This is a genomic window from Terrabacter sp. NPDC080008, assembly GCF_040702505.1.
Taxonomy (GTDB): Bacteria; Actinomycetota; Actinomycetes; order Actinomycetales; family Dermatophilaceae; genus Terrabacter.
The window spans coordinates 31,342-48,826 of record NZ_JBFBLC010000006.1; the positions used below are offsets into that span (position 1 = coordinate 31,342).

Annotated in this window: 18 protein-coding genes; 13 read left to right on the forward strand and 5 right to left on the reverse strand. The window is 74.2% G+C overall.

Annotated elements, in window-relative coordinates; translation table 11 throughout:
• The first annotated feature begins 46 nt into the window (after positions 1 to 46).
• The 6 genes from AB0316_RS16340 to purE all read left to right on the forward strand — a co-directional run bounded on the left by AB0316_RS16340 (position 47) and on the right by purE (position 5,285).
• Entirely contained in the window at positions 47 to 892 is an 846-nt protein-coding gene (locus tag AB0316_RS16340; RefSeq protein WP_366274102.1) for an enoyl-CoA hydratase-related protein, read from the forward strand.
• 153 nt (positions 893 to 1,045) lie between these two features.
• On the forward strand, positions 1,046 to 1,723 hold the full coding sequence (locus AB0316_RS16345) for a response regulator transcription factor (RefSeq protein WP_366274103.1): 678 nt from the start codon (positions 1,046 to 1,048) through the stop codon (positions 1,721 to 1,723).
• A gap of 2 nt (positions 1,724 to 1,725) precedes the next feature.
• Positions 1,726 to 2,754 (forward strand): HAMP domain-containing sensor histidine kinase, encoded by a 1,029-nt coding sequence (locus AB0316_RS16350; protein WP_366274104.1) that lies wholly within the window; start codon positions 1,726 to 1,728, stop codon positions 2,752 to 2,754.
• Positions 2,755 to 2,829: 75 nt separating this feature from the next.
• A complete protein-coding gene (locus tag AB0316_RS16355) occupies positions 2,830 to 3,531 on the forward strand; it encodes a GtrA family protein (protein WP_366274105.1) in 702 nt (233 codons plus the stop codon).
• Positions 3,532 to 3,552: 21 nt separating this feature from the next.
• Positions 3,553 to 4,746 (forward strand): 5-(carboxyamino)imidazole ribonucleotide synthase, encoded by a 1,194-nt coding sequence (locus AB0316_RS16360; protein WP_366274106.1) that lies wholly within the window; start codon positions 3,553 to 3,555, stop codon positions 4,744 to 4,746.
• Positions 4,743 to 5,285: a 5-(carboxyamino)imidazole ribonucleotide mutase gene (gene purE / locus AB0316_RS16365; RefSeq protein WP_366274107.1), complete on the forward strand. Its 543-nt coding sequence runs from the start codon at positions 4,743 to 4,745 to the stop codon at positions 5,283 to 5,285. Before AB0316_RS16360 ends, purE begins: the two co-directional genes overlap by 4 nt.
• Positions 5,286 to 5,313: 28 nt before the next feature.
• Here purE and AB0316_RS16370 read toward each other — a convergent pair whose 3' ends face one another.
• Both AB0316_RS16370 and AB0316_RS16375 read right to left on the reverse strand, forming a co-directional pair.
• Positions 5,314 to 5,991 (reverse strand): alpha/beta hydrolase, encoded by a 678-nt coding sequence (locus AB0316_RS16370; RefSeq protein ID WP_366274108.1) that lies wholly within the window; start codon positions 5,989 to 5,991, stop codon positions 5,314 to 5,316.
• Between the two features lie 5 nt (positions 5,992 to 5,996).
• The gene (locus tag AB0316_RS16375) at positions 5,997 to 6,461 is read right to left on the reverse strand and encodes a CoA-binding protein (RefSeq protein WP_366274109.1); all 465 of its coding nucleotides are present in this window, start codon (positions 6,459 to 6,461) and stop codon (positions 5,997 to 5,999) included.
• Between the two features lie 84 nt (positions 6,462 to 6,545).
• Here AB0316_RS16375 and AB0316_RS16380 point away from each other — a divergent pair, with 84 nt between their 5' ends.
• A complete protein-coding gene (locus AB0316_RS16380; protein ID WP_366274110.1) occupies positions 6,546 to 7,565 on the forward strand; it encodes an LLM class F420-dependent oxidoreductase in 1,020 nt (339 codons plus the stop codon).
• Between the two features lie 104 nt (positions 7,566 to 7,669).
• Here AB0316_RS16380 and AB0316_RS16385 read toward each other — a convergent pair whose 3' ends face one another.
• The 3 genes from AB0316_RS16385 to AB0316_RS16395 are packed head-to-tail and all read right to left on the reverse strand — an operon-like array spanning position 7,670 to position 10,274.
• A complete protein-coding gene (locus AB0316_RS16385) occupies positions 7,670 to 8,455 on the reverse strand; it encodes an SDR family oxidoreductase (protein ID WP_366274111.1) in 786 nt (261 codons plus the stop codon).
• Entirely contained in the window at positions 8,452 to 9,228 is a 777-nt protein-coding gene (locus tag AB0316_RS16390) for an acylneuraminate cytidylyltransferase family protein (protein ID WP_366274112.1), read from the reverse strand. Before AB0316_RS16390 ends, AB0316_RS16385 begins: the two co-directional genes overlap by 4 nt.
• Positions 9,225 to 10,274, reverse strand: coding sequence for a Gfo/Idh/MocA family oxidoreductase (locus tag AB0316_RS16395; protein WP_366274113.1), 1,050 nt, complete (start codon positions 10,272 to 10,274; stop codon positions 9,225 to 9,227). Before AB0316_RS16395 ends, AB0316_RS16390 begins: the two co-directional genes overlap by 4 nt.
• Before the next feature lie 158 nt (positions 10,275 to 10,432).
• Here AB0316_RS16395 and AB0316_RS16400 point away from each other — a divergent pair, with 158 nt between their 5' ends.
• The 6 genes from AB0316_RS16400 to AB0316_RS16425 all read left to right on the forward strand — a co-directional run bounded on the left by AB0316_RS16400 (position 10,433) and on the right by AB0316_RS16425 (position 17,471).
• Positions 10,433 to 11,869 (forward strand): oligosaccharide flippase family protein, encoded by a 1,437-nt coding sequence (locus tag AB0316_RS16400; protein ID WP_366274114.1) that lies wholly within the window; start codon positions 10,433 to 10,435, stop codon positions 11,867 to 11,869.
• Between the two features lie 66 nt (positions 11,870 to 11,935).
• Positions 11,936 to 13,456 carry a hypothetical protein gene (locus AB0316_RS16405; RefSeq protein ID WP_366274115.1) on the forward strand — a complete coding sequence of 507 codons (1,521 nt, stop codon included), beginning with the start codon at positions 11,936 to 11,938 and terminating at the stop codon, positions 13,454 to 13,456.
• A gap of 1 nt (position 13,457) precedes the next feature.
• The gene (locus AB0316_RS16410; RefSeq protein ID WP_366274116.1) at positions 13,458 to 14,120 is read left to right on the forward strand and encodes an acetyltransferase; all 663 of its coding nucleotides are present in this window, start codon (positions 13,458 to 13,460) and stop codon (positions 14,118 to 14,120) included.
• Complete coding sequence (locus tag AB0316_RS16415) at positions 14,117 to 15,178, forward strand: N-acetylneuraminate synthase family protein (RefSeq protein ID WP_366274117.1); 1,062 nt, start codon at positions 14,117 to 14,119, stop codon at positions 15,176 to 15,178. The genes AB0316_RS16410 and AB0316_RS16415 overlap by 4 nt, the downstream gene beginning before the upstream one ends.
• A gap of 5 nt (positions 15,179 to 15,183) precedes the next feature.
• Positions 15,184 to 16,419 (forward strand): UDP-N-acetylglucosamine 2-epimerase, encoded by a 1,236-nt coding sequence (gene neuC, locus AB0316_RS16420; RefSeq protein WP_366274118.1) that lies wholly within the window; start codon positions 15,184 to 15,186, stop codon positions 16,417 to 16,419.
• Positions 16,416 to 17,471: a nucleotidyltransferase family protein gene (locus AB0316_RS16425; RefSeq protein ID WP_366274119.1), complete on the forward strand. Its 1,056-nt coding sequence runs from the start codon at positions 16,416 to 16,418 to the stop codon at positions 17,469 to 17,471. The genes neuC and AB0316_RS16425 overlap by 4 nt, the downstream gene beginning before the upstream one ends.
• Positions 17,472 to 17,485 lie beyond the last annotated feature (14 nt).

Here is a 17,485-nt window from a genome sequence, read left to right on the forward strand (position 1 = left end):
GTCCCGGTCCCAGCCGATTCACGCCGATCCACGAGGAGAACGCCGTATGCCGTCGACGCCGACCGCACCCGAGCCCACCGACGCGGGAGCCTCGGCCCCGGACGCCCTCGTACGCGTCGAGCGCTTCGAGGCCCCCGAGCTCGCCCACGTCGCCGAGATCGTCCTCGACCGCCCCCGGGCCATGAACGCCGTCTCCACGGCCATGGCCCGCGCGATCGCCGCCGCAACGAAGCAGGTGGCGGCCGACGAGTCCGTGCGCTGCGTCGTGCTCACCTCCACCCACGAGCGGGCCTTCTGCGTCGGCGCCGACCTCAAGGAGCGCAACGCCTTCACCGACGCCGAGCTCATGGAGCAGCGTCCGGTCGCGCGGGCGGCATACGGCGGCGTGCTCGGCCTGCCGGTGCCGTCCATCGCAGCGGTCGACGGGTTCGCCCTCGGCGGTGGCTTCGAGCTGGCGCTCTCCTGCGACGTCGTCGTGGCGGGGGAGGGCGCGACGGTCGGCCTGCCCGAGGTGGGCGTCGGCGTCATCCCCGGCGGGGGTGGCACGCAGCTGCTCGTGCGCCGCGTCGGCTGGTCGCGCGCCGCGAAGGCGATCTTCACCGCGGCCCGGATGCCGGCTGGCGAGGCCCTGGAGATGGGCGCGGTCGACGAGGTCGTCGCCGCGGGGACCGCTCGCGACCGGGCACTCGAGCTGGCCGCCACCATCGCTGCCAACTCGCCCGTCGGGCTGCGCAGCGCCAAGCGGGCCATGCGCCTGGGGGCCGACGTCGACCTGGCCGCCGGGCTCGAGATCGAGGACGCGTGCTGGCGGGCGACCGCCTTCTCGGGCGATCGGCGCGAGGGTGTGGCGGCCTTCGCCGAGAAGCGCCGGCCGGTGTGGCCGGGACGCTGAGCGCGCTCGGCACGGCCGCTACCGGGGCCCGTGCGGCGGCGCCGGTGGCGTCGCCGCCGTGTCGGGTGGGCGCCAAGGTGCAAAACGGGCGGTTGTCGATAGGCTCACGACCGTCGGCGCGACCCGGGCCGGCACCCCGATGAGGACGGTGACATGACCCTAGTGCTCCTGGCGGAGGACGACCCAGCCATCTCCGAGCCGCTGGCGCGCGCGCTGCGGCGCGAGGGCTACGACGTCGACGTGCGCGAGGACGGACTGGCGGCGCTGGACGGCGCCAAGGAGAGCCCCGATCTCGTGCTCCTCGACCTCGGCCTGCCCAAGATCGACGGCCTCGAGGTGTGCCGGCGCATCCGCGCCGAGGGCCGCACCATCCCGGTCCTCATCCTCACCGCCCGCGCCGACGAGGTCGACACGGTCGTCGGGCTCGACGCCGGCGCCGACGACTACGTCACCAAGCCGTTCCGCCTCGCCGAGCTCCTCGCCCGCGTCCGGGCCCTGCTGCGGCGCACCCCGACCGAGCCGGTGGCCGCCGGCGAGCTCGTGCGCATCGACTCCGACGGCCGGCGCGCCTGGTTCAAGGGTCAGGAGCTGCAGCTGACCGCCAAGGAGTTCGACCTGCTCCGGGTCCTCGTGCGCGAGCAGGGCAAGGTCGTCTCCCGCGAGCAGCTCATGCGTGAGATCTGGGACACCGCCTGGTTCGGCTCCACGAAGACCCTCGACATGCACATCTCCGTCCTGCGGCGCAAGCTCGGTGACGACGCCACGTCCCCGCAGTACATCGCTACGGTCCGTGGCGTCGGCTTCCGCTTCGAACGGCCACAGGCGGAGTGACCGTGCGGGGCGTGCTCGACCGGCTGGCGCTCGTCGTCGCGGCCGTCTGCGCCGGGGTCTGCGTCCTGCTCTCGACGGCCGTCGTGGCGTGGGTCCTGACCCAGCGCCCCGGGGCGGTGAGCCAGCTGCTGGCCTCGGAGCCCTCCACGGTGGTCGCCCGCTTCGGCGGTGCGATGCTCGTCGTCGGAGTCCTGGGCGGCGTCACGGCATACGTCCTCACGGCGCGCAGCCGCGCCCGGGTCGGTCGCTCCTCACGGGAGCTCGTGGAGCTGGCCACCCGCTTCGCGGCGGGGGAGGCCAGGCTCGCCCCGGTGCACTCGGACATCGAGGAGATGGACCTGGTCTCCGGGGTCATGACCCGGCGGGCCCACGACATGACGAAGTCGCTGGCGGCCGAGCGCGACTTCGCCGCGGATGCCTCGCACCAGCTGCGCACCCCCCTGACCGCCCTGCTCATGCGCCTCGAGGAGATCTCGGAGACCGACGACGCCGAGGTGGTCAAGGAGGAGGCGACGATCGCGATCGCGCAGGTCGAGCGCCTGACCCGGGTGGTCGACGACCTGCTGGGCCGCACCCGCGGCGCCGGCGGGCCGGCCCCGGCGGTCTCGCTCGACTCGGTCATCGCCGCGCTGCAGCGCGAGTGGCAGCCCGCCTTCGAGCAGGCGCGCCGCTCGGTGCGGGTGCGCGGCGAGCGTGGTCTCTTCGTCCGGTCCACGCCGGTCGCGCTGTCGCAGGTGCTCTCGACCCTGCTCGAGAACTCGCTCGTGCACGGGCGTGGCACCGTCGACGTGCACGCCCGCCGGTCGGGACCCTCGGTCATCGTCGAGGTCAGCGACCAGGGCGACGGCGTGCCCGCCGCCATGGCCCCGCACATCTTCGAGCGGTCCGTCAGCAGCGGCGCCGGCGGCAGCACCGGGCTCGGGCTCGCGCTCGCGCGCGACCTCGCCGAGTCCAACGGCGGGCGCCTCGACCTCGTGCAGGCCCAGCCCGCCCGCTTCGCCCTCTTCCTGTCCGAGGCCGAGACCGACTGAAGGACGCGCGCCCGGCCCCCACCGACCTGCGCGAACCACCCGGGAACTCCCGGACTCGCGGGGTAGGGTGCCCCGGTGAGGCGCCTGCATGAGTTCCTGTTCGTGCGCCACCGGCACAACTGGCTGCTGCTGCTCCGGTTCGCGGTGGTGGGCGCCTCCGGCGTGCTGGTCAACCTGCTGACCCTCGTCGTCGTCAAGAAGCTCGGGCCGGGCTTCGACGAGGCCCTGGTCGGCCTGCCCGGCACCGAGTTCAACGTGCGCTGGTACCACCTCTACTCGACCGTCGCCTTCCTCGTGGCCAACCTCTGGAACTTCCAGCTGAACCGGAGCTGGACCTTCCGAACCGGCAAGCACGCCCGCTGGTGGCGCGAGTACTGGCCGTTCCTCGCGGTCGGACTGCTCGGCCAGGTGGTCGGGCTCCTGCTGCTGACGTTGCTCATGCACCTCGACTCGCCGATCCACCTGTCGCCCACGGTGTTCGACGACTCCACCGGCCTGCGGACCCGGCTCTACTGGGCCCAGCTCATCGTCATCGCGGTCGTCACCCCGGTGTCGTTCGTGCTCAACAAGCTCTGGACCTTCGCCGCCGTGCGCACCGCGCACCCCGAGCTGGCCGACCCGGCGCACGTCGAGGCGGTGTTGTCGGAGGACGACGAGGCCAGCGAGCCCACCGCGGCTGCCGAGGTGGGTGCCGAGGCCCGCGCCCACACGGGTGGCTCCGGCCGGCCGGCCGGGGTCGCGGTGCGCCAGCCGGACCGGCACGACCCCGTCCGCTGACGCCGACTACGCTTGGCCGTCGTGAGCCAGCCCAAGCGCGCCCCCGGAGGTTTCCCCGTCGTCGGCGTGGTCGGCGGCGGACAGCTCGCCCGCATGATGCAGGGCCCCGCCGTCGAGCTCGGCATCCAGCTGTCGGTGCTCGCCGAGAGCGACACGGCAGCTGCCGCGCTCGTCGTGCCCAGCTCGCCGGTCGGTGAGCACACCGACTACGAGGCCATCCGGGCCTTCGCCGAGCACTGCGACGTCGTGACGTTCGACCACGAGCACGTGCCCCCGCACGTGCTCGAGGCGCTCGAGGCGGACGGGGTGACCCTGCACCCGACCCGCGCCGCCCTGCACTTCGCGCAGGACAAGCTCGCCATGCGGGAGCGCCTCAGCGCCTTCGGCATCGCGTGCCCCCGCTGGGCGCGCGCGACGACCGCCGAGGAGGTCACGGCCTTCGGTGACGAGGTCGGCTGGCCGATCGTCGCCAAGACCCCGCGCGGCGGCTACGACGGCAAGGGAGTGGCGATCGCCTCGTCGGTGGACGACATCGCCGACTGGGTGTCGCGCATCGGCGCCCCCGGACCCCTCGAGCACGGCCTGCTGCTCGAGGAGAAGGTCGACTTCGAGCGCGAGCTGGCCGTGCTCCTGGCCCGCAGCCCGTCCGGCCAGGCGGCCGCCTGGCCGGTGGTCGAGACGGTCCAGACCGACGGGGTCTGCACCGAGGTGCTCGCCCCGGCCCCGGCCCTCGACGCGGACCTCGCCTCCGTCGCGACCGAGGCGGCGCTGCGCATCGCCGGCGAGCTCGGCGTCACGGGCGTGCTCGCGGTGGAGATGTTCGAGGTCCGGTCGCCGAACGGCGAGCCGTCCTACGTCGTCAACGAGCTCGCGATGCGGCCCCACAACAGCGGCCACTGGTCGATGGACGGCGCTGTGACGGGCCAGTTCGAGCAGCATCTGCGCGCGGTCCTCGACCTCCCGCTCGGTGACCCCCGGCCGCGGGCGCCGTGGACCGTCATGGCCAACGTGCTGGGCGGTGACTACGAGCACCTCTACCCGGCCTACCGCCACATCATGGCGCGCGACCCCGGCGCCAAGGTGCACGTCTACGGCAAGGGCGTGCGTCCCGGCCGGAAGATCGGCCACGTCAACGTCAGCAGCGGCGACCTCGAGGAGGCGCGCGAGCGCGCCGGCCACGCCGCCGACTACCTCAGAGGGACGATCACCGAATGAGCGAGAGCAACCAGGCCGCACCGGCCCCCGTGGTCGGCATCGTCATGGGCAGCGACAGCGACTGGCCCGTGATGCGCGAGGCCGCCCGGGCCTTGGCGGAGTTCGGCATCCCCTACGAGGCCGACGTCGTCTCGGCACACCGGATGCCCGACGAGATGATCGCCTACGGCCAGCAGGCTGCGGGTCGCGGCCTGCGCGTCGTCATCGCCGGGGCCGGGGGAGCCGCCCACCTGCCCGGCATGCTGGCCTCGGTCACGCCGCTACCGGTGGTCGGGGTGCCCGTGCCGCTGAAGTACCTCGACGGCATGGACTCGCTGCTCTCCATCGTGCAGATGCCGGCCGGCGTGCCCGTGGCCACCGTGTCGATCGGCGGCGCCCGCAATGCCGGCCTGCTCGCCGCGCGGATCGTGGCAGCCGGCAGCGACGAGCTCGCTGTCGACGTGCGCGAGCAGATGGTCACCTTCCAGGACGACCTGCGGGAGCAGGCGCACGCCAAGGGCGCGAAGCTGCGCGAGGAGGTCGCCCGCGGGCTCGAGTGAGCCCAGCGGACGGCATACGCCCTCAACCTCAGCCGGGCGGGAGGAGGAAGCCCCGCACGGCGGCCGTGAACGCGGCCGGCTGGCTCGCGTGGACCAGGTGCCCCGCGTCGATGCGCACGAGCCGGCCGTCGGCGACGGTCTCGGCCATCTGCGCGACGTGTTCGGCCGGCATCGGGCTGCTCGGGCCGCCCCAGACCACGAGCGTCGGGGCCGTGATGCCGGCGACGAGCTGGGCCCACTCGGGGTCCGGGTCGTCGATCTGCACTCGCACCTGCAGCACGGCCGCCCAGTCGAAGGTGAGATCGCCCTCGGGCCTGGTCGGGGGCCGTGGCTCGCGGGGATGCGGCACCGGGACGTCCTCGAGCACGAGGCGGTGGACGAGCTCGGGCCGGCGGCTCGCGACGATGCAGGCGACCAGCCCGCCCAGCGAGTGGCCCACGACGTCGGCGGGTCGCCCGTGCTCGGCCGCGAGGCCTGCCGCGACCGCCTCGACGTCGCCGGCGAGCTCGGTGAGCGCGTAGCTGCCCGCGCGCGGGCTGGACCCGTGCCCCCGCAGGTCCACGGCGACGACCAGCCGGTCGGTGGCCAGCCCGGGCGCCACCTGCTCCCAGTCGGCCGAGCTCTCACCGGTCGCGTGGACGAGCAGGACCGGCGGAGCCGACCCCGGTTCACCCCAGCGCCGCGTGTGCAGCCCGACGGCCGCCACGGCGGTCAGTCGGTGACGGCGTTCGCGCCGTCGCCGGGCCGGATCCGGGGGAACTCGATCTTCGGGCAGGTGTCCATGACCACGGACAGGCCGGCAGCCTCGGCCCGGGCCGCCGCCTCCTCGTCGATCACGCCGAGCTGGAGCCACAGGGCCTCGATGCCAAGCCGTTCGCGCTGGGAGATCGCCTCGTCGACGACCTGGCCGACCCGCGCGCTGTTGACGAAGCAGTCGACGACCTTGACGACGGTGCCGTCCGGGATGTCGGAGAGGGTGGCATGGCCGGGCTCACCGTGCACCGTCGCCGCGCTCGGGTGCACCGGGACGATGCGCAGCCCCAGCTCGCGCTGGAGCCACCGGGAGACGGAGTATGCCGTGCGGTCGGGGTTGGCGCCGAGGCCCACGACGGCCCAGGTGGCCGGGGTGTGCAGCAGGTCCCGGATGACGGCAGGGTCGTTGCGGTGGGCGGTCATGGCGCCATCCTCACACGGGCGGCCGACGGTCGCCGGGTCCGTCCTGTCCAGCCCTCTTCCAGAACGCCGTGGTTTGATGACGGGATGCGATTTGGAATGTTTGTGCCCCAGGGCTGGCGGATGGACCTCGTCGGGATCGAGCCGGCCCAGCAGTGGGAGGCCATGGTCAACCTCGCCCGGCACGCTGACGACGGCGACGTCTTCGAGTCGATCTGGGTCTACGACCACTTCCACACGGTGCCCCAGCCGTCGGGGGAGGCGACGCACGAGGCGTGGTCGCTCATGGCCGGCTTCGGCGCCGCCACGAGCCGGGTGCGCCTGGGCCAGATGTGCACGTGCATGGCCTACCGCAACCCCGCCTACCTCGCCAAGGTCGCCGCGACCGTCGACGTCATCTCCGGTGGGCGCACCGAGATGGGCATCGGCGCCGGCTGGTACGAGCACGAGTGGCGTGCCTACGGCTACGGCTTCCCCAAGGCCGGTGACCGCCTCGGCGCCCTGCGCGAGGGCGTGCAGGTCTTCCGCGACATGTGGACCAAGGGCGAGGCCACGCTCGACGGGAAGTACTACCAGGTCGACGGCGCCATCTGCGCCCCGCGCCCGCTGCAGGGCACGAGCCACCCGGGCAGCGCCGTCAACGGCATCCCGATGTGGATCGCCGGCGGCGGCGAGAAGGTGACCCTCAAGATCGCGGCGCAGTACGCCGACTACACCAACTTCGACGGCAGCCCCGAGGGCTTCGACCACAAGAGCGAGGTCCTCAAGGGCCACTGCGACGACCTCGGCCGCGACTTCGGCGAGATCGTCCGCTCGGCCAACTACAACGTCGTCATCGGTGAGACCGACAGCGACGTCGAGGACCGCCTGGCGTTCTACGGCGAGCTGCTGCGCAAGGGCGGTGTCGCCGACGACAAGGCGGCCGCCGCGGTGGACGACCTGCGCAAGCAGCCGGCCGTCGGCACCCCCGACAAGATCATCACGATGCTCAAGGACATGCAGGCCCGCGGCATGACGTACGCCATCACGTACTTCGCGGAGGCCGCCTACGACCGCTCCGGCATCGAGCTGTTCGAGCAGACGGTCGCTCCGGAGCTCGAGGGCTGACCCGCTCCCAGCACACCCGTTCGAGGTGGTGCCGTGCCGGTGACGGCCGCGGCATCACCTCGAACCGTTTTCGGGCGGGGTACGGCGCGACCAAGTGGCACGCGCTACCAGGCGGTCCAGCCGCCGTCGACGGCGACGACCTGCCCGGTGACGTATGCCGACGCGTCCGAGGCGAGCCAGGTGACCACCCCGCGGAAGTCGTCCTCGGTGCCCATCCGGCCCAGCGGCGTCAGCCGCTCGTAGCGCTCGACGAACGCCTCGTCCTGGCCGCGCGCGATGCCGCCGGGCGCGAAGGCGTTGACCCGCACCTCGGGCGCGAGCACGGTCGAGAGGTAGCGCGTGAGCTGGGCGAGACCGCCCTTGCTCGCGGCGTACGCGGCCGGGTTGCCCATCCGTGTGCCCTCGTAGAGGCCCATGTTCGGGCCGACGAGCCCGTAGATGCTCGAGACGTTGACGACGCTGCCGTGGCCTCCGGCCCGCAGCAGGGGTGCGAGGCGGCGCGTCAGCGAGAAGGGCGCCGTGAGGTTGAGGGCGAGCGCCATCGCGAAGGCCTCGTCGGTCTGCTCCTCGAACGGGACGGCATACCCGGGGACACCCGAGGTGCCGGTGAAGGCGGCGTTGTTGACGAGCACGTCGCACGCGCCGAGGTCGGTGACCGTCGCCACGACGTCGGTCAGGCCCTGCGGGGCGAGGAGGTCGGCCGCGAGTGGCACGTGACCGGAGCCGTGCAGGCCGTCCGCCGTTGCGGCACAAGCGGTTTCGTCGCGGTCGACGACGACGACCCGTGCGCCGGCCGAGGCGAGGGCGTCGGACAGCACGCGCCCGAGCGGGCCGGCACCACCGGTGACGACGGCGGTGCGCCCGGTCAGGTCGGTGGTGGGCTGCGTCATCGGACGTCCTCCTGGGGGGTCGGGTGGCCCGTGAGCCAGGGCAGGGTGATGAGGCCCGCGCCGACGAGGGCCTCGATGAGGCGGAACTCGTAGTCGTCGTCGATGGAGAAGGCCTGCGCCTCGGGGATCTCGAGTCCGGAGTGGTGACCCTCGTCGAACCACGACGACTCGAGCCGTCGCACGAAGTCGGCGCGCCACAGGTAGAAGTTGCCGTTGATGCGCAGGAAGCGCCCGACGTCCTGGCGGCGCGTGACCCCGGCTCCCGAGGGGAAGTAGCGGGTGAGCACGTCGTCGCGCGCGTCGTCCGGGCGGACGCCGACCCAGACCGGGTTGAACGTCGGCTCGGAAACGCTGACGACCCCGTCGAGGCCGGCGGTCGCGGTCAGGCGGCGCACGGCCTCGGCCAGCTGCGCCGGCACGCGGGCGGGGCTCGTCGGGTCGAGGAGCAGCACCGCGTCGTATGCCGTGCCCTCCTCGCGCTCGACCGACTCGAGGGCGTGGCGCACCACGGGCGCCATCGGGGTGTCGTCGGAGGCCAGCTCGGACGGTCGCAGGAAGGGGATGTCGCCGCCGTGCTCGCGCGCGACGCGGGCGATCTCGGGGGAGTCGGTGGTGACGACGCAGCGGGTCACCTCGGGGGTGAGTGCCGCGGCCCGGATGCTGTGCGCGATCAGGGGCAGCCCTCGCAGGGGCCGGATGTTCTTGCCGGGCAGCCCCTTGGAGCCGCCTCGGGCGGGGATGACGGCGAGCACGCGCGGGCTGGTGTCGGTCACGAGTTCTTCTCCGGGTGGTCCGAGGCCGAGGCAGCGGCGTCTGCCCGGCTGGTGCTGAGGGCGCGGGCCTCGTCACAGAGGCGGACGGCGGCGACGCCCTCGGCGAGGTTGGCCGGCGCTCCTCGCGGGATGCGCACCGGGGCCGGTGCCCACGGACGCAGCTCGAGGGCCGCCCGGGCCTGGGTGCCCATGACGATGTCGCGGTCGAGGTCGTGGTCGAAGGCCTGCTCGGTGACGTCGCCGTCGGCGGTGGTGTGCCGGATGGTGGCCCGGACGACGTCCCACTCGAGCACGCCGTCGGGGGAGCGGACCACGACGCCGCGGGTCGTGGGGCGGGTGACGTAGTCGAGCCGCGCCGCCACGTCGAAGGAGCCTGCCGTCCACAGCAGGCTGGCGGCCTGGTCCGCCTCGATGTCGAGCGGCCCGGTCGTCGAGACGCCAGCGCCCAAAAGGGTCGGCGGTCCGAACAGCACTGTCGCGTAGTCGATCTCGTGGACGAGGTCGCGAAGCACCCCACCCTCGCCCGGTCGCGCGGAGTAGGACTCGCGGTAGTCGCGGTCCGGACGCCAGTCGGGCAGCCACGACTGCGACCACACGTGGGCGGAGCCGCCGTCGTCCAGGCGACCGACGAGGCGGTGCAGGTGACGGAAGGCCTCGTGGGCCCGCAGGGGCGCCGCGACCCAGACGTCGCCGGAGCGGGGGTGGTCGGTCAGGGCGGCGGCGTCGGCCGCCGTGGGTGCCACCGGCTTCTCGACGAGGACCGTCCTGGCGCCGGCGTCGAGGGCCTGGAGCGCGTCGCTGACGTGCCGCGCGGTGTCGGTGGCGACGACGACCAGCGTGTCGCGCAGCGCAGCCGGGCCCGACGCGTCGTCGAGCAGGCGCGCGCCGGTGGCGTCGTCGACGGTGCCCGGAGGCAGGCCGCGGTCGCGGACCGGCCAGAGGGAGACGTCGGCGCCCTCCTGGCGGAACACGCGGGCGTGCCGTTGCCCGATGGAGCCGGAGCCGCGCACGACGACCCGCAGTGAGGACGGCGACAGGCTCGGCATCCCTGCAGGCTAGAGGAACCGGCCGGTGGTCGCCCACGCCGGCGCTCCTGCGCCTCGCCGGGCCGGGCGCACACGCACCCCGGTGCGTGCGCGGGGCTGACGTGGGCGCGTGCGAGTCCCCGAGGGGCGGTCCGCCGCGCACCGGTACCTTCGGGTCTGTGACGAGCCCACCCGGAACCCCCGCGCCGACCGCCGGCAGCCGGGGCTCGTCCCTCGGTGGCCACGCCGTGGTCTACCTCGTGGGGACCGCGCTGCAGGGCCTCGGGGTGCTGCTGGTGCTGCCCTTCGCCACCCGGGTGCTCGGTGCGACCGAGTTCGGCCGGGTCGCGACCGGGCTCGTCGTGGTCCAGATGGTCGGCACGATCGCCGCCGCAGGCATCCCGCAGGTGATCCTGCGCGAGCACCACCGCGGCGAGGAGGGCCCCCGCGTCGCCCGGGCCCTGGCCGGCACCATGGTCCTGCTCGCCGTGGCGCTGGGGGTGGTCGGTCTGGCGCTGGCTCTCGTCCTGTCCGCGACGGGCCACGCCGACCTCGGCCAGTGGGTGCCGCTCGTCGTGGCCGCGGTGGCGCTGACCACCGTCGTCGCCGGCCAGACCCTCATGCGGGCCCGACTGCAGCCGTGGGGATTCCTGGCCCTGGCGGTGCTCGCGACGGTCGCCGCCCAGCTCGCGGGACTGCTCGCCGCACGCGGTGAGCCGACCGCGGAGCGCTACCTGACGGCATACGCGGCGGTCGTGCTCGTGGCGGCGCTCGTGGCGGTGGCGCTCGGCCGCCCGCTGCCTCCCACGGTCGAGCGGGAGCGGGTCTCGGCCGGTGTCCGGCTCGCCGCGCCGCTGCTGCCGCAGGCAGCGGCCATGCTCGGCCTGCTCTCGGGCGACGTCCTGCTCGCCCGGGCGCTCGTCGGGGAGGCCGGCGCCGGCACCTACCAGGTCGCCCTGCAGCTCGGGAACATGCCCTTCGTCCTCGCCGTCGCCCTCTTCAACGCGTGGGGCCCGCTCGTGCTGTCGCACCCGGTCGAGGGGCGGTGGGCGTGGACGGCCCGGACCGGCACGGTCCTGACGGCCGTCGTCGCGGCCGGCGCCGCCGGGGTGGCGCTGCTCGGCCCGTGGCTCGTGGCCGTCATGGCCGACCCCGGCTTCGACCACGGGGCGATGGTCGGCGCCCTGGGCCTGATCTGCACCGTGTCGATCTCGTACATGCTCTACCAGGGCTCGTCCCTGGCGGTGCTCGACGCCGAGCGCACCGGGCGGCTGGCCTGGTCGGCGCTCGCGGCACTCGCGGTCGTCGTGGCGGTCGCCCTCTGGCTCGCACCCGGGCGCGAGGGCACCGACGGCGTCGTGGGCATCGCCGTCGCCAAGGCCGTGGGCTACCTCGTCCTCATGGCGCTGACGACGGCCTTCGCCCGCCGGCACTCGTCGCTGCGGTGGCCACGCCGGGCGGCCGCCGTGGCCGGGTGCGGCGCAGCCCTGGCCGTGGCGGGGTCGGTGCTCCCGCTCACCGGCGCGGGGGCCTGGCTGCGGGTGGTCCTCGCCGCGCTCGTCGCCGTCGCCGCGCTCGCGGCCGCGCCCCGGATCGTGCGAGTGCTGCGCGGATAGGATGGGGCGCTCGCCGGCTCATCCTCGTCCCGGCAGCGACCGACACGCAGGAGACACGCTTTCGTGGTGACACCGCTCGTCCACATGGGTCTGGGCTACGACGACCTCCTCGTCCCCGCACTCGTGCACGCCGGATTCGACACCAGGGACCTCGTGCTCGTCGCGAGGACCGACGCCAACCTCGCGTGGGTGCGCCGGCACGCGCCGCGCGCCACGACCGTGAGGCTGCCGTATGCCGCCGCGCGCAAGGCCAACGTCGTCAGTGGCCTCGCGCCGCACGCGGCTCTCAAGCGCGCCTGCGCGGGCGTGGGTCTCGACCCGCTCGACCTGCTCGTGTCCGAGCGCGCGCTGCGCCGTAACCGGGTCGACACGGCGATGAACTTCCTCAACCTCGCCGCCGAGGAGCTCGAGGCGGTCGTCGCCGACCGCGGACCGATGCTCGCGCTCGTCGAGTTCACGGTGACGTCCGAGCTGCTGACTGCCGGTCTCGTCACCCACCACGGCGGCCTCGCGACCTGGCCACGCGGCATACGGCTGCCCTCCGACCGCTTCGGACTGATCGGCGCACCCAAGGGCATCACCCTGTGGCAGCGCCAGGTCGAGGACCCCTCGGCCGTCGCGGCCGGACAGGCCTTCCTCGACACGTGGCGCGCACAGCACGGCCGGCCTATGGGCTTCGCCCGTAACCTCAAGGTCGAGACGGGGCAGGAGATCTGGCGCCTCGCGAGCGACCGGATCAGGGAGTTCGCCCTCGACCGCGGCGCGAACCTGCAGCTGCCCCGGCCCACCGACTACGCCCGGCTGCCGTGGCTCAACCCCGTCAAGGCGCGCCTCAACCTGCGCGAGTACTCCGGTCGGCGCTGGGACCCGGTGCCCGAGAAGTTCGTGTTCCTGCCGCTGCAGGTGCAGCCAGAGTCCAGCGCGGACGTCATGGGGCAGGAGTGGCGCGACCAGGCCTACACCGCCCGCGTTCTCGCCGAGGCGCTGGCCCCGCTCGGTATCGGGGTCGCCGTCAAGGAGCATGCGCACTTCATGTGGCGCCGCGACCCCGACTACTGGCCGCAGTTCGACGCCCACCCGAACATCGCGACGATCGACCCGTTCGCCGACTCGCGCGAGCTGATGAAGCAGGCCGTCTTCACGGTCACCGCCACGGGCACGGTGGGCCTCGAGGCGGGCCTGCTCGGGCTGCCGGTGGTGACCGGCGCCGAGATGCCGTGGAGCGGGCTGGGCAACGTCGCACGGCTGGCATCGCCCGACGACCTCACGCAGTTCGTCGCGGACCGCGGGTGGGAGTCGCTGCGCGCGGACCAGGCGTCGATCGACGAGTGGTTCGTCCACGACTACGTCCGGAACTCGTGGGAGGGTCTCGTGCTCGACCCGCCGCGCGTCCCCCCGGTGCTCGAGCCTGACAACATCCGCAAGGTCGGCGGCGCGCTGGCCGAGGCTGCGGCCTCGCTGGGGCACGCGCCGGCCGCCGGTGATCCTGCCACCGCCCTCCCAGCTGGGCCGACCGCGCCGGCGACCTCCCAGACCTCCGCGACCACTGCGACCACGCCTGCGACCGCCACGACCGGGACGGTCTGACGTGGCGACCGGCGAGGCCGGCTGGGTCGTGCTCGGCGCCGGCGGGCACGCCCGCTCGGTCGTCGACGTGCTCGAGCGGGCCGGCCAGTCCGTCGTCGCCGTGTCAGGCCACGCGCCCGAGGGACAGCCGTGGCACGTCGACGTGCTCGCCGACGACGACGCGGCCGTCGAGCTGGCCACCGCCCGGGGCCTGCGTCTCGTCGTCGCCATCGGCGCCTCGGCGACGCGTACGCGACTGGTCCGGGAGCTGCTCGCCCGCGGGCTCCGCGTGCCACCCGTCGTCGCGTCGACCGCCACGGTGTCGGACCGGAGCCTGCTCGGTGACGGCTGCGTGGTGCTCGAGCACGCCCACGTCGGCCCGGCCAGCCACCTCGGCGAAGGGGTGCTCGTCAACACGGCGGCCGTCGTCGAGCACGACTGCAGCATCGGCGTCGGGGTCCACCTCGCCCCCGGTGCCGTCGTGCTCGGCGGCGCCTGCGTCGGCGACGGGACCCTCGTCGGCAGCGGCGCCCGCGTCCTGCCGCTCGTCACCGTGGGGTCCGGCGTCACCGTCGGCGCCGGTGCGGTGGTCACCGGGCACGTCGCCGACGGCCAGACCGTCGTCGGCGTTCCGGCCACCGCCCGCCCCGCCGCCGCCCACCACCTTCCTGGAGAGACCACATGAGCGACCCGTTGAACGCCGTCACCCCGGTCGCGATCGGCACGGCGACCGTTCCCACCGCCGGTGACGTCTTCGTCATCGCCGAGGCCGGGGTCAACCACAACGGCGACGTCGACCTGGCCCACCGGCTCGTCGACATCGCGGCGGCCTCGGGCGCCGACGCCGTGAAGTTCCAGACCTTCTCACCCGACAAGCTCGTCTCGTCGGCGGCGGCCACGACCCCCTACCAGCGCGACCGCGGCGGGTCCACCGACCAGCGCAGCCTGCTGGAGGCCCTGACCCTGCCCAAGGAGGCCTGGGTCGAGCTGCGCGACCACGCCACCGAGGCGGGCACGACCTTCCTGTCGACGCCCTTCGACCTCGACAGCGCAGAGATGCTCGTCGACCTCGGGCTGCCCGCCCTGAAGGTGAGCTCGGGCGAGCTGACCAACCTGCCCTACCTGCGGGAGATGGCCCGCCTCGGTGTCGTCCTGCTCGTCTCCACCGGGATGGGCACCGAGGAGGAGGTCGAGGCCGCGGTCGAGGCCTGCGCCGACGCGCCGGGGCTCGTCCTCTTCCACTGCGTCTCGGCCTACCCGGCGCCGGTGGAGGAGTGCAACCTACGGGCCATCCCGCGCCTGACCGAGCTGCACGGCATACCCGTGGGGTGGTCGGACCACACGCCCGGGCTCACGACGGCGCTCGGTGCCGTGGCGCTGGGCGCCCCCATCCTCGAGAAGCACTTCACGAGCGACCGCACCCTGCCCGGGCCCGACCACCTCGCCAGCCTCGAGCCCGGCGAGCTGACCGACTACGTCGCGGCGACGAAGCAGCTGGCGCGCGCCCTCGGCGACGGGGTCAAGGTGCGTATGCCGTCCGAGGAGGAGAACGCCCTCCTCGTCCGGCGCTCGTGGCACGCCGCCCGCGCCCTGCGCCCCGGCACCGAGCTGACCGGCGACGACCTGCAGCTGCTGCGCCCCGAGGGCGGCATCAGCCCGGGCACCGACATCCGCGGGCGCGTCGTCACCCGGGCGGTCGAGGCCGGGGCGCCCGTCACCGACGCCGACCTCGAGCAGCCCTGAGCCACATGACCGCCCAGCCACTCACCGTCGCCGCCTTCGTCGGGACGCGCGCCGACCTCGGCCCGCTCTCACCGGTGCTCGAGGCGCTGCAGTCGGCCGACGACGTGAGCCTGCGCATCCTGACCGGGGTCATGTATGCCGCCGACGACCTCGTCGCGGCACTGCCCACGAGCGCCCCCGAGCGGGCCTGGCGCGCGGCCGTGGTGCCGCTCGCGGAGCCGATGGCCGAGGTCAGCGTCGAGGCACAGCTCGAGCAGGGCGCCCTGCTGTCACGCGCGACGGGACGGGCCCTGCGTGAGCACTCGGTCGACGTCCTCGTCGTCCTCGGCGACCGGTGGGAGCTGCTCTACGTCGTGCCGCCGGCGGTGCTGCTCGGCGTCCCGGTCGTGCACCTGCACGGGGGAGAGGTCACCGAGGGCGCGCTCGACGAACGCGTCCGGCACGCCGTCACCAAGCTGGCCGACCAGCACTGCGTCGCGTCCGACGACGCGGCCGCCCGGGTGCGGCAGCTGGGGGAGCCCGGCGAGCGCGTCCACGTGACGGGGGCGCCGGGCCTGGACCGCCTCGCGGCCGCGCAGCCCCTGCCGGACGACGAGCTGGCCGACCTGCTGGGCGCCGCCGTCGAGCGCCCGCTCGCTCTCTTGACCTACCACCCGCCGACCGCCCAGCCCGGCGCGCCGGTGGGCCGGTGGGCCCACGAGGCGGCCGAGGCGGCGCTCGCCACCTGCGGCACGGTCGTCGCCACGCACCCGGGCATGGACGGGGGCCGCGAGGAGATCCTCGCCGCGCTGACGCAGCTCGCCTCCCGCGAGCCGCGGCTGCGCCTCGTCGCCGCCCTGGGCCGCGACTACCCCCGCGTGCTCGCTGCCGCCGACGTCGTCGTCGGCAACTCGAGCTCGGGTGTCATCGAGGCCGCGACCCTGCACGTGCCCGCCGTCGACGTCGGCGAGCGCCAGCGCGGTCGGCTGCGCGGGGAGAACGTCGTCCACGCCGACGAGGGGCGCGAGGCCGTCGAGGCCGCGCTGCGGACCGCCCTGACCCCGCGCTGGCGCGAGCACTCGGCCCACATCACGAACCCCTACGGCACGGGTGAGGCCAGCGCGCGCATCCTCGATATCGTTCGGGCAGCGGCGCGCGCCCCGCGGGTCAAGCCCTTCCGTGACGCACGCGCGTTCACGACGACCGCCGGGCCCGCCCTACCTGGACGCACCGACGGCGGCGACCGTGAGGAGGAGCAGTGACGGCTCGGGACCTGCGCGCGGCCTGCGCGCCGATGACGGCCACGATCCGCGAGGCGCTGGAGGTGGTCGACCGCAGCGCGACCCTGGTGTGCCTGCTGGTCGACGAGGCCGGACGCCTGGCCGGTCTGCTCTCCGACGGTGACCTGCGGCGCGCCGTGCTGAAGGGCTCGAGCCTGGAGGATCCGGCGCTGGACCATGCGACGCGCTCGCCGCACGCCGTGCCGGCGGGGTCGCCGCGGGCGCTGGTGCTGGACCTGATGCAGGCGTTGCGGATCTCGGCGGTGCCGGAGCTGGACGGCGAGGGTGTCGTGGTCGGGTTGCACACCCTGTCGGACGTCGTCGGGTCGGCGCCGCTGCCGAACGTGGCGGTGGTGATGGCCGGGGGCCGTGGGACCCGGCTGGGGCCGCTGACGAAGGACACGCCGAAGCCGCTGATGACAGTCGCGGGTCGTTCGATCCTGGAGTGGATCGTGCTGGGGCTGGTGGGCAACGGGATCCGCGAGATCTACGTGAGCGTGAACTACCTGGCCGAGCAGATCGAGGAGCACCTGGGGGACGGCTCGCGCCTGGGGTGCACGGTGCGCTACCTGCGGGAGGAGCCGGACCGGCCGCTGGGCACGGCGGGGTCGCTGACGTTGCTGCGGGCCGAGCGGCCGGATCTGGCGGACCCGGTGCTGGTGATGAACGGCGACCTCATGGTCGAGTTCGACGCGAGCGACCTGCTGGATGCGCACCGGCGGGCGGGGGCGGCGTTGACGGTGGCGACGCGCACCTACCAGCACGAGGTGCCCTTCGGGGTGGTGGAGAGCACCGACGGGCGGGTGACCGGGGTGTCGGAGAAGCCGACGCTGACCTTCGACATCAACGCGGCGGTGTATGCCGTGGACCCGCGGGCGTTGTCGTGGCTGCCGGAGGGCCGGGCGAGCACGATGCCGGAGCTGGTGCAGACGTGCCTGGGGCGCGGGGAGCCGGTGGCGGCGTGGCCGATCCAGAGCGAGTGGATCGACGTGGGCACGCCGCGGGACCTGGCCCGCGCGAAGGGTCACTCGTGACCGACGCCTCGATG

Bases quoted from the DNA above. Each gene is read 5' to 3' on its own strand.
- AB0316_RS16340 (WP_366274102.1), top strand. From the start codon at position 47: ATGCCGTCGACGCCGACCGCACCCGAGCCCACCGACGCGGGAGCCTCG.
- AB0316_RS16345 (WP_366274103.1), top strand. From the start codon at position 1,046: ATGACCCTAGTGCTCCTGGCGGAGGACGACCCAGCCATCTCCGAGCCG.
- purE (WP_366274107.1), top strand. From the start codon at position 4,743: ATGAGCGAGAGCAACCAGGCCGCACCGGCCCCCGTGGTCGGCATCGTC.
- AB0316_RS16375 (WP_366274109.1), bottom strand. From the start codon at position 6,461: ATGACCGCCCACCGCAACGACCCTGCCGTCATCCGGGACCTGCTGCAC.
- AB0316_RS16380 (WP_366274110.1), top strand. From the start codon at position 6,546: ATGCGATTTGGAATGTTTGTGCCCCAGGGCTGGCGGATGGACCTCGTC.
- AB0316_RS16385 (WP_366274111.1), bottom strand. From the start codon at position 8,455: ATGACGCAGCCCACCACCGACCTGACCGGGCGCACCGCCGTCGTCACC.
- AB0316_RS16395 (WP_366274113.1), bottom strand. From the start codon at position 10,274: ATGCCGAGCCTGTCGCCGTCCTCACTGCGGGTCGTCGTGCGCGGCTCC.
- AB0316_RS16415 (WP_366274117.1), top strand. From the start codon at position 14,117: ATGAGCGACCCGTTGAACGCCGTCACCCCGGTCGCGATCGGCACGGCG.
- neuC (WP_366274118.1), top strand. From the start codon at position 15,184: ATGACCGCCCAGCCACTCACCGTCGCCGCCTTCGTCGGGACGCGCGCC.